Here is a 15,808-nt window from a genome sequence, read left to right on the forward strand (position 1 = left end):
GGGTGGCGCATCGGTGGGTGTCGAACGGCGGTCAGGCGGGCGCGCGGGAGTGGGCCGTGGGCCTGTCGGCGTCAACCTCCGCGACCCGCGAATCCTTCCACCTCCTGCCGACACGGTCCCCGCCCGTGGTCAGGCCGGGCGAGACGACCCGTCGCTGGACGAGGGCGAGCACGGCGTCGAGGAGCACGGCGAGCACCGCGACGAGGACGGCCCCGCCGGCCGCCCGGGGGTAGTCGCCGAGCGCGATGCCGTCGATGAGGTACCTGCCGAGGCCCCCGAGCCCGACGATCGCCGCGATCGTGGCGGTGGCGACGACCTGGAGCACCGCCGAGCGCACCCCCGAGAGCAGGAGCGGCAGCGCGTTCGGCACCTCGACCTGGCGCACGACCTGCCAGCCGGTCATGCCGACGCCGCGGGCGGCGTCCCGGGCAGCGGGGTCGACGGCCTCGATGCCGGCGTACGTGCCCGCGAGCACCGGCGGGATCGCGAGGATGACGAGCACGACGATGCTCGGGACGAGGAAGGCGAGCTCGCCCCGGATCTTGGGCCCGAGCCACAGCGAGACCGCGAACAGCAGGCCGAGGGTCGGCACGGCGCGCACCGAGTTCGTGAGCGACACGAGCCACCTCGCGCGACCGGTGTGCCCGACCCACAGCCCCACCGGGACGGCGACGACCGTGGCGAGCACGACCGTGAGCACGGTGTAGCCGATGTGCTCGAGCAGCCGTGCGGGGATGCCGTCCTCGCCCGACCAGGTGGCCGGGTCGGTGAACCACTCGAGCAGCGAGGCGATCACGACCGGCCCCCCTGCGCCCGCACCCAGGGGGTGAGGGCGCGCGATCCCGCCTGGATGGCGAGGTCGAGGACGAGGGCGAGCAGGACGCAGGCGAGGATGCCGGTCGTGAGCTCGGCCCAGATGACGCGGTTGTAGCCGTCGACGAGGAGGTCACCGAGCTGGGAGACCCCGACGACCGAGGCGACGCTGACGATGCTCACGTTGGACACCGCCGCGACCCGCAGCCCCGCCGCGATGACGGGGACGGCCAGGGGCAGCTCGACGCCGACGAGGCGCCGCAGGCCCTTGTAGCCCATCGCCGTCGCCGCCTGCTCGACGTGGTCGGGAACGGCTGTCAGCCCGTCGGCGACGGTGCGGGTCAGCAGGGCCACGGTGTAGATCGTCATCGCGACGAGGACGTTGACCGGGTCGAGGATCTGCGTGCCGAGCAGCAGCGGCATGATGACGAACAGCGCGAGCGAGGGGATCGTGTAGAGCAGCCCCGTCGAGGTGATGACGGCCGGGGAGGAGCGCGGCCACCGCTTGGCCACCCACCCGAGCGGCAGCGACACGACGAGCCCGACGAGCAGCGGCACGCCCGCGAGGTAGAGGTGCGCGCCCGCGAGGTCGAGCACCGTGCGCCAGTTGTCGGCGAGCCAGGTCACCGGGTGTCCTCCCCGGACCCCGGCCCGGTGCCGTGCTGCACCGTGGCCGCACCGCCGTGCACGGGGTCGCCCTCGTGCCGCTCCGGTCGCTCGGTGTCCTCGATGGCCGTGAGCACCTCGTGCGCCAGCACCGTGCCGCACAGCGCACCCGACGCGTCGACGACCACCCCGCGGCGGCTCGGCGACGACAGCGCCGCGTCGAGCGCCCCCCGCAGCGACCCGTGCTCGCGGGCGACGGTGCCGCCGCGGTGCAGGTCGCCCTCGGTCACCTCCCGGTCGCCGACCCGGGCCGGCTCGACCCAGCCCAGCGGCCGGCGGTCGTCGTCGACGACGAGCAGCCACGCGGCATCCCGCCCACCGGGCCGCTCGCCGAGCACGATGGTGGGCTCGGAGCGCAGCGGCAGCCGCGGCGCCTCCTGGAACTGCAGCGCCCGGTAGCCGCGGTCGCGGCCGACGAAGTCGGCGACGAAGTCGTCGGCCGGGTGGGCCAGCAGGTAGGCCGGCTCGGCGAGCTGCGCGAGGCGGCCGCCGACGCGCAGCACCGCGACCTGGTCGCCGAGCTTGATGGCCTCGTCGATGTCGTGGGTGACGAACAGGATCGTCTTGCCGAGCTCACCCTGCAGCCGGAGGAACTCGTCCTGCAGCTGCTCGCGCACGACGGGGTCGACGGCCGAGAACGGCTCGTCCATGAGCATGACGGGCGGGTCGGCCGCCAGGGCCCGGGCCACGCCGACGCGCTGCTGCTGGCCACCGGAGAGCTGCGAGGGGTAGCGGTCCGCGAGCTCGGGCGCCAGCCCCACCCGCTCGAGCAGCTCGCGCGAGCGCTCGCGGGTCCGCTTCCGGTCCCAGCCGAGCAGGCGCGGCACGGTGCCGATGTTGTCGAGGACGGTGCGGTGCGGGAACAGACCGGCGTGCTGGATGACGTAGCCGATGCCGCGGCGCAGCTCGGCCTCGTCCATCCGCGCGGTGTCCTGGCCGTCGAGGGTGATCGTGCCGCGGGTGGGCTCGATCATCCGGTTGACCATCCGCAGGCTCGTCGTCTTGCCGCAGCCCGAAGGCCCGACGAGCACCGTGATGCGGCCGGTGGGCGCGGTGAGGGAGAGGTCGTCGACCGCGGTCGTCCCGTCGGGGAACTGCTTCGTCACGGCATCGAACCGGATCATGCGAAGGCCCCTCACGAGGTCGGTCACGTCGCTCCCAACCTAGCGGAGGCACCCCGCGCGACGGGCCGGACGGGGCCCGGCCCGGCCCGTCGCGGCGCGGGTCAGCGCCGGGTCGCGGTGACGACGAGGTACTCCCAGTCGCTGTCGAACGAGCCGTCCCGCTCCCGGTTCGTGTCCGCCGCGAGGGCGACCATGTCCTCGCGCAGCCTGCGCCGCCCGTCGTCGGTCAGCCGCGAGGCGGCGACGTGCGTCGGGCCGTAGTGGGTGAGGAAGGTGTCGGCGAAGTGCTCGGGCGAGGTGAAGCGCTGCCGCACGACGCTCGTGGCGGCCGTGACGTCGGGCCTGCCCGGTGAGCCCGAGCGCCTCGTACTGCGCGGTGGCGACGCGGTCGTTCTCGAGCCCGTTCGCGATCTGCTGGTACAGCACGCTGCCGAGGATCGACACGACGAACAGGCCGAGCAGCATCGTCGTCGTGACGACGCGGAACTGCAGGGACTGGCGCCAGCGGCGGCGCACGAGCACGAGCCCGTTGCGCAGGGCGGAGGCGACGTCGGCAACGCCACGGCGCCCGCGCTCCCGCCCGGAAGCCAGCGCCGTCCGCACGCCGAGCTCGGCGGAACCGGACACGCTCAGGCCTTGCCCGCCTTGTACCCGACGCCGCGGACGGTGACCACGATCTCGGGGCGCTCGGGGTCGTGCTCGATCTTCGAGCGCAGCCGCTGCACGTGGACGTTGACGAGGCGGGTGTCCCCGGCGTGCCGGTAGCCCCAGACCTGCTCGAGGAGCACCTCGCGGGTGAAGACCTGCCACGGCTTGCGGGCGAGCGCGACGAGGAGGTCGAACTCGAGCGGGGTGAGGCTGAGCGCGACGCCGTCGCGGGTCACCGAGTGGCCGGCGACGTCGATGACGAGGTCGCCGATCGTGAGGCGCTCCGGCTCGGGCTCGTCGCCGCGGCGCAGGCGCGCACGCACCCGGGCGATGAGCTCTTGGGGCTTGAACGGCTTGACGACGTAGTCGTCGGCGCCGGACTCGAGGCCGACGACGACGTCGACGGTGTCGGTGCGGGCGGTGAGCATGACGATCGGCACGCCGGACTCGGCACGGATCTGGCGGCACACCTCGAGGCCGTCGATGCCGGGCAGCATGACGTCGAGCAGCACGAGGTCGGGGCGGTACTCACGGAAGGCGCCGATGGCCGACGTGCCGTCGGCGACGTGGTCGACCTCGAGCCCCTCGTTGCGCAGGACGATGCCGAGCATCTCCGCCAGTGCCAGGTCGTCGTCGACGACGAGCACGCGACCCTTCACGTCGTCCCGTTCCTTTCCCCTGCTCCCGGCCCGGAGATCATCCGCCGGCCGAACACGATGTCGGGCAATCCTCCCACAGCAGGCTGGGAGAACCCTGCACGTGAGCGGGGCGCGACGGGCCTCGGCGATACCCTGCAGCAGTGACCCGACTGCCCTGGCTCCGCTGGCTCGACGCGTCGGTCACGATCCGCATGGCGTTCGCCGTGCTCACCGCGCTCATCGCGGTTCTGACTCCCGAGCCCTTGGCCGACGTCCTGCCGTGGCTGGTCCTCGTTGCCGTCCTCGACATGGTCGTCGTCACCCTCGACCGGATGCCGGTCGCGCGCCGCGGCGTCGTCAACAGCCTCGCGATGTCCCTCCTCGCCCTGTCCGCCGCCGCCGCCGGCGCCGCCTTCGCCCTGGAGGGCAACTCGGCGGCGCTCCTCATCCTCATCCCGGCGTACCACGCGGGCACCCGCTACGGCAGGTTCGGCTTCCTCCTCACCTCCGCCGTCGGCGGGGGCTCCTACCTGCTCGCGGTCTGGATCTTCGACCCGGAAGGAGGGGTGCAGGGGGTCATGCTCGCCTGGCTCGCCGCGGCCTCCCTGCTCGGCATCCTCGGCGCGTGGAACCAGCGGCTCGCGGCGGAGCAGGGCACGACGGAAGCGGACCCCGCGGCGCGCGAGGCGATCGAGCTCATCGAGCGGCTCCACGACCTGTCGTCGCAGATGTCGACCGGCCTCGACGCGCTCGCCAGCGCGACGTTGGCTCTCGACCTGCTCGCGGCGAGGGTCCCCTCGACCCGCAGCGCGGTACTCGTCACCCACGACACCCAGCACTTGGTCCCCGTCGCCCTGCGCGGCTCGACCCGGGCGCCGTGGTCGGTGGCCGAGCAGGTGACGCAGGTGCTGTCCCTCGGACCGTCGAGGTGGGCCCCCACGGAGGTCACGTTCACGGACGACCTCGGCCCGCGGCGGGCGCTCGTCGCACCATGCGCCCTCGGCAACGGCTCCGCGACCGTGCTGGTCGCCGACCGGCCCGACGGCCAGCCCTTCAGCCGGGAGGAGCTCCACGTCGCCGGGAAGGTCACCCGGCGTGTGGCCCCGACCATTCAGGCAGGCCTGCTCTTCGGCGAGCTGCGGCAGGTCGCGAGCATCGAGGAGCGCGACCGCATCGCCCGTGACATCCACGACGGCATCGCGCAGGAGCTCGCGGCCCTGGGCTACCGGGTCGACGCCCTGCGCGCCCAGGCCGGCCCGCCCGGCACCTCGATGCGCGACAACCTGGACGGCCTGCGGCAGCAGCTCGGGGACGTCATGGCCGACCTGCGCCTCAACATCACCGACCTGCGGGTCGCCGAACGCCCGGGCAGCGGGCTCGGCGCGGTGCTCGGGGCCGCCGTGCAGAGCTTCGGCAGCGTCACCGGCATGCGCACGACGGTGACTGTCAGCGAGCGCCAGCGTCGCCTCGACCCGCGCGTCGAGATCCTCGTCCACCGCCTCGTCATGGACGTGCTCGCCGACGCCCAGGCGAGCCATGCCCGAAACGCGTGGGTGACCCTCACCGCGTCGGTCGCCGGCCCGACGTCGGTCGTCCAGGCGTAGCCACGGATGCCGGCCGCGCTGCGCCGGCCGCTGACCATGCGGAACAGCTCGTGCCGGGGTGCCGTGACCGACCCGGCGGGCTCACCGTCGCCGACGACCCACTCACGGGAGCCGTCGCCGAGCCGGATCGCGGGGAGCCCCACCGCGACGAGGCGCGCGTGCAGCCAGTCCCGGTAGGCGGCGAACCCGAACCGGGCAACGGGGCCGTCGGTGTCGGCCGGCGCGCCGAGCGCCTCCCTGAGGTCCGCGACGTGGACGGCCAGGTCCCCGACCGGCGCCGGGACGAGCCACTCCGGCCCGTCGGCGATGGCGGCGTCGCCGCGCCGCAGGGCGAGGACGAGCCGGCCGCCGTGGAGGCGCAGGTGGCGCAGGGCCCCGTCCCGGCTGCGGTCGGTGAGCCGGTCGACGTGGGACGCCGTCCAGGCCTCCCGCCGCTCGGCCAGCGCCGGGTCCCGCCAGGCATCGAGCGCCCGTTCCGCGTAGGCGCCGCGGGCGGCATCCTGCGCGACCCCGGTGAGGTGCGCGAGCAGGTCACCCACGCTCCACGCGGGGCACGCCGGCACGGCATCCGCCATGGCCGACTCGGGGAGGCCCTCGAGGATCCGGGAGAGCTCGGCGAGCCCCTGCTCGTACACCCAGGCCGCCCGCCAGCGCGCGCGGCGGACCGGTGTCATGACCTCGCCGGGGCGGTGGTGCCGCGAGAAGGTGTCGAGGAACTCCTGCCCGGCGACGGGGTCGGCCGCCAGCCCGGAGTACAGGGCCGCCGCCTCGGACCCCGGGAGGCGCGCGGCCTGGTAGGACCACTCGAAGAAGTCGGCGGCGCGGTCGTCGCGCCACGCCTGGTAGTCGCGCAGGTCGTCCCCCCGGCCGAGCGCGGCGCCGACGAACCACCCCTGGGCGAGCGCGTCGCCGATGCCCTGCGCCGTCACGGGGTGCTTGAACAGGCCGGCGTCCCCGACGAGGGCCCAGCCGGGTCCGGTGGCCGGGCGCTCGACGCCCCGCAGCATCGTCTCGGGCACGACGACGACCGGGGAGACCTGCCGGGCGTCGTCGAGCAGGCGGGGGTTGAGCACCGCCGGGAACCGTCGCAGCGCAGCCAGGTACGCCGCCGCGCGCTGCTCGCTCGTCCCCCGGGTCAGCTCGGCAGGTCCGGCGACCGAGAGCAGGTGGACGTCGTCCTCGCAGGGAGCGGACATCAGTCCCAGCCGCCCCTGGACGTCGATCCGGCACCAGCTCGAGTCCGGCAGGCCCTCCCAGTAGGCGAAGAGCATGGCGACCTCGCCACGCAGCCGGCGGGTCACGGGAAGCCCGAGCCGCCGCGCGACCGTCGAGCTGCGCCCGTCGGCGCCCACGACCCACGGCGCGAGCACCCGCTCACCGCCGTCCAGGACGACCCCGCGCACCGGGTCGTCGGCCGTGCCCGAGCCGACGAGGTCGGCCACGGACGTGCCGAACCTCGTGAGGGCTCCCGCCTCGGCCGCGGTGTCGACGAGGGCGGCGTCGAGCGCGACGCGCCGGATCGACACCGTCCGGTCGTGGCCGCCGACGGGGGTGAAGGTCCCCCGGACGGTGTGGCCGAGGACGCGCCAGCTGTAGCCGACGGGGCGCAGCCGGTGGGCGGCGCGGACCCGCTCACCCGCGCCGAGCCGGTCGAGGAGGTCGAGCGAGTCGGGGAAGAGCTGGTGGGTCGACACGGTGTCGCTCGGGAACTCGGCCCGGTCCACGAGCAGGACGCGCCGACCGGCTCGCGCGAGCAGCGTGGCGACGGTGGCCCCGGCGCACCGGGCGCCGACGACGACGGCGTCGTACTCGTCCTGGGGCGGTCGCATCCCGGCTCCTCACTCTCCTGCGTCGGCTGTCCTGCTCGGGCCACCACGGTGCCGACGGGGTGTGGAAGGTGGGTGGAAGGGGCGTGCCCGCCCCGTCACGGCGCACCCGCCCGGCGCCAGCGCTCGGCGGAACCGATGCGCGCGTGGAGCTCGCCCGCCCGGTGCCGCCGCTCCCCCGCCTCGGCCGGCATCCGCCGTCGGTCCGCCAGCCGGGCCCAGGACTCGAGGGCGGCCGCCTCGTGCCACGGCAGGCGGTGCCGGGCGAAGACCGCCACCGCGAGGGCGTAGGCGTCGTCGGCGCGCTCGGGCTCGTCCCCCGCAGCCGCGACGGCGGCGCGCGCCAGCTCGACCTGACCGGCGGCGCCGCACCAGCGCTCCCCGCCGGCGAGGATGCCGTCGCAGCGGGCCAGGTGGCGGGCCGCCCGGGCCGGGTCCGTGCGCGCGTCGAGGCGGGCGAGCGCGGCCCGGGTCACGAGCTCGGTGGGCACCTGGGGGCCGTCGCAGGCCAGGGCCAGCGCCCGGTCGAGGGCCACCCGGGCGCCGTCCCGGTCGTCGAGGACGAGGCGGGCCGACGCGAGCCAGACGTGGTTGAGCGCGGCGTCGTGCAGGTCGCCCCGTGCCTCGTCGGCCGCCGCCGCCGCCGACCACGCCGCCTCCGCCTCCTCCCACCGCCCGTCGAGGTAGAGCAGCATCCGCCGAGCCACGGCATCCTCCGGCAGGCCGGCCGCCACCTCGTGCGCTCCCTCGAGGTCACCCATGGCCGCCGTGGCGAGGGCCAGCTGGTCGACGACGGTCGCGTGCGGGTCGGCGAAGACCGTGAACCGGGGCTGGCCCAGGCCACGACGGCACCACGACCGCGCCCCCTCGGGGTCGAGGAGGTAGGCGTTGGACGCGAGCGCGGCGGCGTTGACCGGGGTCCAGCCGAGGTAGGGGTCGGCGAGCTCGTGGGCGACGTCCCACGCCGCGTTCCACCGTCTCCCGGCCAGCGCCAGGTGGCCCTCGTCGAACGCGGCCCAGCCCAGCGCCCACTGGGGCAGCACCGTGAGGTCACGGCGGCCGAGCATCGTCGCCACCGCCTCGGCACGCTCGGCGGACCGGGAGAGCAGGTCGGTCCGCAGGCCGAGCATGGCGGCCTGGGCTCGCCCGCGGTGGAGGTGGTACGCCTGCTCGGGGGAGGGCATGAGACGCTCCGCAACGGAGAAGTGCTCGAGGGCCCGAGGGACGTCCATGACGCTGTGGTGGAGGGAGTACGCCCCGCCGAGCCTGCTGTGGACGACCCCGGCGGAGGCGTCGTCGCCCGCCCGGAGGAAGTCCTCGAGGGCCGCCTCGAGCAGGTCCACGCCCTCGCGGTACCCACGCCCCGACCTCAGCCGCAGCATCCCCGCCGTGAGCGCCGCCTCGGCCCGGGCGCCGGGGGGCTCCCCCGCGAGCAGGCGCACCGCCGCCTCGGCCTGCTCGACCGCCTCGTCCCAGGCGTGGACGGAGCGGGCCTCCCCCGACGCCGCGAGGCTGTACCGGGCGGCGACCGCCGGGTCGGCCGCCGGCCCGGCGGCCCGCAGGTGCCCGGCGATCGCCGCGCTCCCCGACCTGCCCGGTCGGGCGATGAGTGCCTCGGCGGCCCGAAGGTGCAGGGCGCGGAGCCGGAAGCCGGTGAGCGTCGAGACCAGCGCCTCCCGGACCAGGTCGTCGGGGAACGCGTAGGCGCCCTGCCAGGAGGACCCCGACTCGACGAGCAGGCCCTCCGCCACCGCCTCGTCGAGGGTCTGCACGACCTGCTCCTCCGGGCGGTGCGCCACCTGCGCGAGCAGCTCGACGTCGACCGACGCCCCCAGGACGGCCGCCAAGGGAAGCACGTCGCCGGCCGCGTCGGACAGCGACGACAGGCGGTGCCGCACGACGTCGCGGATGCCGGGTGGCAGCCGCCACGGTGGGCCGTCGGCGTCGCCCGACCTCATGACCGCGTGGGCCAGCTCCTTGGCGTAGAGCGGGTTCCCGCCGGTGTGCTGCCATAGCCGGTGGGCGTGCCGGTCGACGTCGGGGGCGGTGGGACGCACGAGGTCGGCGAGCTCGCGCTCGTCGAGCGGCCCGAGCTCGACGCGGTCGCCGAGGACTCCCGGCGCGGGGTCGCCGAGGAGGGGCAGCAGGGCGGCGTGCCGGCCACCGGGTGGGTCGCGGAAGCACACGAGCAGCAGCACGCCGGGCGACAGGTGGGCGAGCAGGTGCCGCAGCAGGAGCGAGCTGGCCCGGTCGATGCGCTCGGCGTTCTCGACGACGAGGAGCACCGGCCCGGGGGCCGCGAGGCGAGCCACGACCGAGGTGACCGCGGCGTACAGCGTGACCTCGGAGCCGTCGCCGGGCGCCTCGCGCACGGGCCCGGGCCCGGTGTCCTGCGGCCCGTCGAGCAACGCGGCGAGCTCGGCGGCGACGGCCGGTGGGGCGGCCGCGACGACCGCCTCGGCGTCCGCGCTGCTGCGCAGTGCCTCGGCCACCGGCTCGTAGGGCACCCGCGCGGTGTCGCACCGCCCCAGGAGCACCGGCCGCCCGTCGTCGCGGACCCGCCGTGCGAGGTGCGCGGCGAGGTGCGACTTGCCGATCCCCGCGACGCCGGAGACGAGCACGACCCGGCGCTCGCCGCGGCCGGCGCCCTCCCACGCGGCGACGAGGCGGGCCAGCTCGGTCGTGCGACCGACGAGGGCGGAGCGAGCGAGGGCCGCGAACACGGCATCCGGGGGGCGCGCAGCCGGCTGCGCCACGGCGGGCGCCGCAGCCGTGGAGGGCGACACGCCCCCGCTGTCCCCGAGCAGGAGGGGATCCTGCCGCAGGACGCGGTGGCTCAGCTCCTCCAGCTCGGGCCCGGGGTCGAGGCCCAGCTCGTCGGCGAGCCGGAGCCGGGTCGCGGCGAACGCCTCGAGGGCCTCCGCCTGGCGGCCGGACCGGTAGAGCGCCACCATGAGCTGGGCCGTGAACCGCTCGCGGAAGGGGTGCTCCCCGACGAGGGCCTCGAGGTCCGCCACGACCTCCCGGTGGCGGCCGGACGCGAGCTCGGCCGCGGCGAGCACCTCGAGGGCACCGAGCCGCAGCTCCTCGAGCCGCGCCGCCTCGGCGACCGCCGGGTCCACGTCCTCGAGCTCGGGGAACGGCGGGCCCCGCCACAGCCGCAGCGCCTCCCGCACGAGCCGGGCGGCCCGGTGCGGCCTGCCCAGCCCCAGCGCCTCCCGGGCGAGCCCGAGACCGTCCTCGAACCGGTCGGCGTCCACGCCCCCGACGGGGACGACGAGGCAGTAGCCCGACGGTCCCGACGTGAGCGACACGCCCCGCACGACCTCGCCGAGGCGCCGGCGCAGGTGGGACACGTGGCTGCGCAGGGTCACCTCGGCGCCGCGGGGGGCGTCGTCGCCCCACAACCCGGCCACGAGGCGGGACGCGGGCACCGACCGGTTGCGGTGCAGGACCAGCAGGGCGAGGAGGGCCCGTTGCTTGGACCCGCGCACCGCCGCGGTGGAGCCGTCGGCGGTCGCGACCTCGAGGGGCCCGAGGACGCCGAGGAGCGGCGGGTCGGTGTCCACGACGTCACCCGGTCCGGTCCCGCGATGCCCACGCCGGGCGCCGCTGCCTCACAGCGGCAACCTACGGCCCTTCGCGGCCGGGCACCATGCCCCGGCCGCGGGCCCGTCACTCCTTCCCGGCCCCGGTGGTCGCGGTCTCGGGCTGGACGGCGAGGTCCGTGCCGGGCACGAGGACGGAGGGCGGCAGGGGGGAGCGCCGGAAGAGGCCCACGGCGCCGCTCAGGCCGAGCGTCATGACGATGTTGTAGAGGAAGACGAGCAGCGCCACGAGGAGGAGGAACCCGCTGATCGCGGCGAGCACCATGTAGGGCTGGAACTCGCCCTCGTAGTAGATCGTGCGCCGCAGCATCCCCTGGAGGCCGGCCATGCCCATGAAGGCTCCCATGCCGATCCCGCCGACGAGGTGGCACCAGAAGTGCACGGTCGCGAGGCGCTGGCTGTACAGCTCGGCGCCGTTGGTGAGCAGCGGCAGGAGGAGGTAGACCGCGGCGTAGAGCGTCATCGTGAGTCCGACGAGCACCGCGACGTGGACGTGCGGGCCGATGACCCACTGCGTGTTGTGGAGGATCCGGTTGAGCCCGGCGTCGGCCTGCATGATGCCGGCCGGCACCGCGAGCGCGAACCCGAGGAGGCCGCCGATGAGGAACTTCAGCGGGTTCGACATCGTGAGCGGCCGCGCCTGCCACAGGGTCACGAGGACGATGAAGAAGGCCAGGCCCTGGGTGATGAGCTCGAACGCGGTGACGAACTCCCCCGACCCCATCTTGAGCGCCGCCGGCTGCCCCTGGTCGGAGAGCAGGTGGTGGCTCCACACCGTCCACGACACGACGACCTCGAGGCCGAGCGCGAACCTCGCCCACCGGGCCATGAAGACCTCACGCCCGGTGATGAGCTGGGCGAGCAGGTACCACGTGCCGGCGACGAAGACGAGGACGAGGCCGTCCGCGACGAGGTCGAGGCCCCACCAGTACCAGTTCTTGTACAGGAGGGCGTCGACGGCGCTCGTGCGCAGCGAGGTCCCGAGGATCTCCGCGACCATGTAGACGAGGATGAGCACGCCCGTGAACAGGATGACCCCGGCGTTGAAGAGCACGTCGACCGTGCCCCGGGCGATGGCGGCCACCGGCAGGGAGACGAGGTGGTCCTGCTCCTTGCTGCGGCTCAGCTTCCCCGTGAAGAACAGCTTGAGGGTCGTCAGGCCGAGCGCGTCGCCGAGCAGCCGCCCCGGCGGCTGGCGGGTCCAGCCCTCGGGGGTGTAGGAGATCGTCTTGAACACGTTGAGGACGAAGAGGAGCGTCCCGACCATGACGAGGGCGATGCCGGTGATGAAGATGGCGCCCGCCACCGGCTCGAACTGGTCGAAGTCCGCCGGGAGCGGCCAGTAGAGCGTGTAGAGGGGCGCGTAGTGGGTGATGAACCCGTCGAGCCAGAAGGTGAAGACGCCGACGACGATGAGCCACAGGGTCCAGTTCGCGAGGCGGTAGGACCACAGCGGCTTGTGCATGAGGTACGGCAGGAGGAACGTGAACGCGCCGAAGACGAGCAGGTAGGACGACCCGAAGATGCCGACGAGCGGGTGCGCGGTCAGCATCGCGTAGTAGCGGTCGGGGAAGAGCAGCTCCTGCGGCTCGACGGCGTTGATCCGCAGCAGCATGCCCTCGATGACCGCGAACGCGTAGTAGACCAGCCCGAAGACGACGTACTTCAGGGTCAGCTTCTGCATCGGCGTCAGGGTCTCGGGGTGGAACGAGTGCTCGTTGCCGTGGACCAGGGTGTCGGTGAACGTGCTCATCGGGAACCTCCTTCGGCCGACGCCTGCGACGTGCACCCGGTGACCCGTACGGCATCCGGGACGACCATCTGGTCACCCTCGGGGCCCGAGTACTCGGTGGAGCGGATGCTGTAGGACCCGTCGGTCTCGAAGGTCCACAGCAGGTCGTTCGCGCTGCCCGGCACGACCTGCATCTGGGTCACCATCGACTGGTCGTCGCGGAAGAGGCCGAACCCGTAGGTGAGGTCGGTGCTCGTCACGGAGAACTCGACGAGCTCTCCGCAGGGCACCTCGAGGGGCTGCTGCGGCAGCTGCCACTCGTGGTCGCCGACGGTGATGGCGTAGCTGGCGACGGGGTCGCCGCCGTGCAGGTCGGGCTTGACCCAGGGGATGGTGTTGTACGTGACGAGGTGGAGGCTCACCCCGAGCACGGCGAGGAAGCCCACCCACACGTAGAAGATCTTCGGGGTGACGACACGCTCCCCCGGTGGTCTCGTGACCCGCCGGGCGAACCAGGCGACGAGGCTGATGATGACGAGGCAGTACGCCGTGTACATCAGGGTCTGGCCCCAGAGCACGACGCTCGAGTCGACGAGGGAGTGGACCATGGCTCACGCGCCTTTCGCGGCCGCCCACGTGCGGGACGTCCCGCACCTCGCACCGTAGGACCGCCCCCGCCGCCCCGCTGTGACCCACGGATCAGGCCCGGTGTCTGCTCGGTCACCCCGCGACGCGCCCGCCGTGGTACGCATACGGGATGCCGGCCGCGGCGCTCGCGCGCGACTCCCGCCAGGGCCGAGCCCTGCTCGCGGGCGTCACCCTCGGCTCGGCCGTCGCGATCCTCGACGGCTCCGTCGTCAACGTCGCGCTGCGCACCATCGGCCGCGACCTCGACGCGTCCCTCGCCCAGCTGCAGTGGGTCGTCAACGGCTACCTGCTCGCCCTCGCCTCGCTCGTCCTCGTCGGCGGGGCCCTCGGGGACCGGCTGGGCCGCCGGCGCGTCTACCTCGTCGGCGTCGCGTGGTTCATGGTGGCGTCCGGCCTGTGCGCCGTGGCGCAGACCCCCTCCCAGCTCATCGCCCTGCGGGTGCTCCAGGGCGTCGGGGCGGCGCTGCTCACCCCCGGGGCGCTCGCCCTCATCCAGTCCTCGTTCCGCCCGGAGGACCGCGCCCCCGCGATCGGCACGTGGGCCGGGGTGTCGGGCGTCGCGGCAGCCGTCGGCCCCGTGCTCGGGGGGTGGCTCGTCGACCACGCGAGCTGGCGCTGGATCTTCGCGATCAACCTCCCGCTGTGCCTCGCCGTCCTCGCGCTGGCCGGCCGCAGCGCCCCGGAGAGCCGGGATGCCGGGGCCACCGGTCGCTTCGACGTGCTCGGCGCCGCACTCACCGTCGTCGGCCTCGGCGCGGCGACCTACGCCCTCACCGCCGCGACCGAGGCGACGACGGCGGTCGTCGCCACCGCCTGGCTCGTCGCGCTCGCCGCGGCCGCGGCGTTCGTGCGGACCGAGCGGCGCACGGCATCCCCGCTCGTCCCACCGAGCCTGTTCGCGTCCCGCGTGTTCTCCGCGGCGAACGCGATGACGACCCTCGTCTACGGCGCGCTCGGCGGGGTCTCGCTGTTCACCGTGCTCCAGCTGCAGGCGGCCGGCTGGGGGGCGCTCGAGGCCGGGCTGAGCGGCCTGCCCATCACGGTGGCGCTGCTCGTGCTCTCACCGCGGGCCGCCGCGCTGTCGGCCCGGATCGGGCCCCGAGTGCCGATGACCGTCGGCCCGCTCGTGTGCGCGGCCGGCGCGCTGCTGCTGCTCCTCGTCGCGGAGGAGGCCACCTGGGCACGGGTCCTGCCCGGGATGGTCGTCTTCTCCCTCGGGCTCGCGCTGCTCGTGTCGCCGCTCACGGCCGCCGTGCTCGCGGCGGCCCCGGGCCGGTACGCCGGCGCCGCGAGCGGGGTCAACAACGCGGTCGCGCGCGCCGGGTCGCTCCTCGCGGTCGCCGCGCTCCCGGCGCTCGTCGGGCTGGCCGGGGACGACTACCTCGACCCCGAGGCGATGACGGCCGGCTACCGGGCCGCGATGACGTGGTGCGCCGCCCTCCTCGCCCTCGGCGGGGTGGTCAGCTGGTTCGGTCTCGGCCGAGGAGCAGCTCGCTGACGAAGCCGGCGACGGTCTCCTGCCAGAGCGGGGCGTCACGCAGCATCGCGTGGTCACCCCCGTCGACGCTGACGTGGCGCACGTCGACGCCGCTCGCGGCGAGCCGGTCCGCAAGGGCGGCGGTGCGGCGCGGGTCGGTGATTCGGTCGCGCGTGCCGTGGACGAGCAGCAGCGCCGTGCCCGGACGAGGCCGGCCCACGTCGCCGGCCACCCACGGCGCGAGCGCGGCGACGCCGACGACGTCGGGCTCGGCCGCGAGGTGCAGGGCGACCCGCCCGCCCATCGAGTGGCCGACGAGGACGACCGGGGCACCGGGCAGCGTGGCCCGGATCCGGTCGAGGGCCCACCGGGCGTCGTGGACGGGGTCCCGGCGGGCGCCGTTCCAGCCCCGGACCCGGTTCTTGAGCCGGAGCACCGCGACCGCGTGGCCGGTGCGGCTGCCGATGGCCATCGCGAACGGGACCATCCGCAGCGGCGCGAGGCCCCACCACGCGACCCGCTGCCGGCCGCTCTCCGCACCGCCGTGGAGGAGGAGCACGACCCCCCGCGGGCTGTCGGGGACGCGTCCGCGCAGCCCGGCGCCGTCGTGCTGCTCGTTCATCGCGTCAGGGAGCCGGGACCCGCCCCGGCGTCGTCCCCGGCGGGACGGACCGAGGCGTCGAGCCACCCGGCGTAGCTGGCGTCGACGGCGACGACCGGCACGGCCAGCACCTCGGGGGTGTCGTACGGGTGCTCGGCGCGCACCCGCTGCCGGACGGCCTCGAACAGCGCGGCCGTCGACTTCACGAGCAGCAGGTGCTCCTCGGCCGTCTCGACGGCGCCCTCCCACCGGTAGGTCGACCGCACCCCCGGCACGACCTGCACGCACGCCGCGAGGCGCTCGTCGACGAGCAGCCGGGCGAGTCGGGCGGCGGTGGCGGCATCCGGGGCGGTGACGTGGACCTCGACGTGCGTCGTGCCCGCCCCGTCCGGCCCCCCGTCACCCACGTCGTCCACGACCACC

Annotated in this window: 12 protein-coding genes and 1 pseudogene; 2 read left to right on the plus strand and 11 right to left on the minus strand. The window is 75.0% G+C overall.

What is annotated here, in order from left to right:
• Positions 1–31: 31 nt before the first annotated feature.
• The 5 genes from ABD899_RS15315 to mtrA all read right to left on the minus strand — a co-directional run bounded on the left by ABD899_RS15315 (position 32) and on the right by mtrA (position 3,910).
• The gene (locus ABD899_RS15315) at positions 32–796 is read right to left on the minus strand and encodes an ABC transporter permease (RefSeq protein ID WP_345207563.1); all 765 of its coding nucleotides are present in this window, start codon (positions 794–796) and stop codon (positions 32–34) included.
• The gene (locus tag ABD899_RS15320; RefSeq protein WP_345207564.1) at positions 793–1,440 is read right to left on the minus strand and encodes an ABC transporter permease; all 648 of its coding nucleotides are present in this window, start codon (positions 1,438–1,440) and stop codon (positions 793–795) included. Before ABD899_RS15320 ends, ABD899_RS15315 begins: the two co-directional genes overlap by 4 nt.
• Entirely contained in the window at positions 1,437–2,603 is a 1,167-nt protein-coding gene (locus ABD899_RS15325) for an ABC transporter ATP-binding protein (protein ID WP_345207565.1), read from the minus strand. Before ABD899_RS15325 ends, ABD899_RS15320 begins: the two co-directional genes overlap by 4 nt.
• Positions 2,604–2,704: 101 nt before the next feature.
• On the minus strand, positions 2,705–2,917 hold the full coding sequence (locus ABD899_RS15330; protein WP_345207566.1) for a hypothetical protein: 213 nt from the start codon (positions 2,915–2,917) through the stop codon (positions 2,705–2,707).
• Positions 2,918–3,232: 315 nt separating this feature from the next.
• Positions 3,233–3,910, minus strand: a complete 678-nt coding sequence (gene mtrA, locus ABD899_RS15335) for an MtrAB system response regulator MtrA (protein WP_345207567.1) — start codon at positions 3,908–3,910, stop codon at positions 3,233–3,235.
• A gap of 140 nt (positions 3,911–4,050) precedes the next feature.
• Between mtrA and ABD899_RS15340 the strand changes: the two genes are divergently transcribed.
• A complete protein-coding gene (locus tag ABD899_RS15340; RefSeq protein ID WP_345207568.1) occupies positions 4,051–5,493 on the plus strand; it encodes a sensor histidine kinase in 1,443 nt (480 codons plus the stop codon).
• Positions 5,494–5,528: 35 nt separating this feature from the next.
• On the opposite strand, the pseudogene ABD899_RS15345 reads toward ABD899_RS15340, so the two are convergent.
• The 4 genes and pseudogenes from ABD899_RS15345 to ABD899_RS15360 all read right to left on the minus strand — a co-directional run.
• Positions 5,529–7,322 (minus strand): annotated as a pseudogene (locus ABD899_RS15345) (FAD-dependent monooxygenase); the annotation flags it as partial.
• Positions 7,323–7,417: 95 nt separating this feature from the next.
• On the minus strand, positions 7,418–10,888 hold the full coding sequence (locus tag ABD899_RS15350) for an ATP-binding protein (RefSeq protein WP_345207569.1): 3,471 nt from the start codon (positions 10,886–10,888) through the stop codon (positions 7,418–7,420).
• Positions 10,889–10,994: 106 nt separating this feature from the next.
• Positions 10,995–12,680: a cbb3-type cytochrome c oxidase subunit I gene (locus tag ABD899_RS15355; protein WP_345207570.1), complete on the minus strand. Its 1,686-nt coding sequence runs from the start codon at positions 12,678–12,680 to the stop codon at positions 10,995–10,997.
• Positions 12,677–13,267, minus strand: a complete 591-nt coding sequence (locus tag ABD899_RS15360; protein ID WP_345207573.1) for a cupredoxin domain-containing protein — start codon at positions 13,265–13,267, stop codon at positions 12,677–12,679. Before ABD899_RS15360 ends, ABD899_RS15355 begins: the two co-directional genes overlap by 4 nt.
• Positions 13,268–13,416: 149 nt before the next feature.
• On the opposite strand from ABD899_RS15360, the gene ABD899_RS15365 reads away from it, so the two are divergent.
• Positions 13,417–14,805 carry an MFS transporter gene (locus ABD899_RS15365; RefSeq protein ID WP_345207575.1) on the plus strand — a complete coding sequence of 463 codons (1,389 nt, stop codon included), beginning with the start codon at positions 13,417–13,419 and terminating at the stop codon, positions 14,803–14,805.
• On the opposite strand, the gene ABD899_RS15370 is transcribed toward ABD899_RS15365, so the two are convergent.
• Positions 14,768–15,406, minus strand: a complete 639-nt coding sequence (locus ABD899_RS15370) for an alpha/beta hydrolase (RefSeq protein WP_345207577.1) — start codon at positions 15,404–15,406, stop codon at positions 14,768–14,770. The genes ABD899_RS15365 and ABD899_RS15370 overlap by 38 nt on opposite strands.
• Positions 15,403–15,801: a divalent-cation tolerance protein CutA gene (cutA, locus tag ABD899_RS15375; RefSeq protein WP_345207579.1), complete on the minus strand. Its 399-nt coding sequence runs from the start codon at positions 15,799–15,801 to the stop codon at positions 15,403–15,405. Before cutA ends, ABD899_RS15370 begins: the two co-directional genes overlap by 4 nt.
• Positions 15,802–15,808 lie beyond the last annotated feature (7 nt).

The sequence above is a fragment of the Fodinibacter luteus genome (assembly GCF_039541575.1).
Taxonomy (GTDB): domain Bacteria; phylum Actinomycetota; class Actinomycetes; order Actinomycetales; family Dermatophilaceae; genus Fodinibacter; species Fodinibacter luteus.

Excerpts from the sequence above, each read along its gene's own strand:
- ABD899_RS15370 (WP_345207577.1), bottom strand. The coding sequence starts at position 15,406 with ATGAACGAGCAGCACGACGGCGCCGGGCTGCGCGGACGCGTCCCCGAC.
- ABD899_RS15360 (WP_345207573.1), bottom strand. The coding sequence starts at position 13,267 with ATGGTCCACTCCCTCGTCGACTCGAGCGTCGTGCTCTGGGGCCAGACC.
- ABD899_RS15325 (WP_345207565.1), bottom strand. The coding sequence starts at position 2,603 with ATGATCCGGTTCGATGCCGTGACGAAGCAGTTCCCCGACGGGACGACC.
- ABD899_RS15365 (WP_345207575.1), top strand. The coding sequence starts at position 13,417 with ATGCCGGCCGCGGCGCTCGCGCGCGACTCCCGCCAGGGCCGAGCCCTG.
- ABD899_RS15355 (WP_345207570.1), bottom strand. The coding sequence starts at position 12,680 with ATGAGCACGTTCACCGACACCCTGGTCCACGGCAACGAGCACTCGTTC.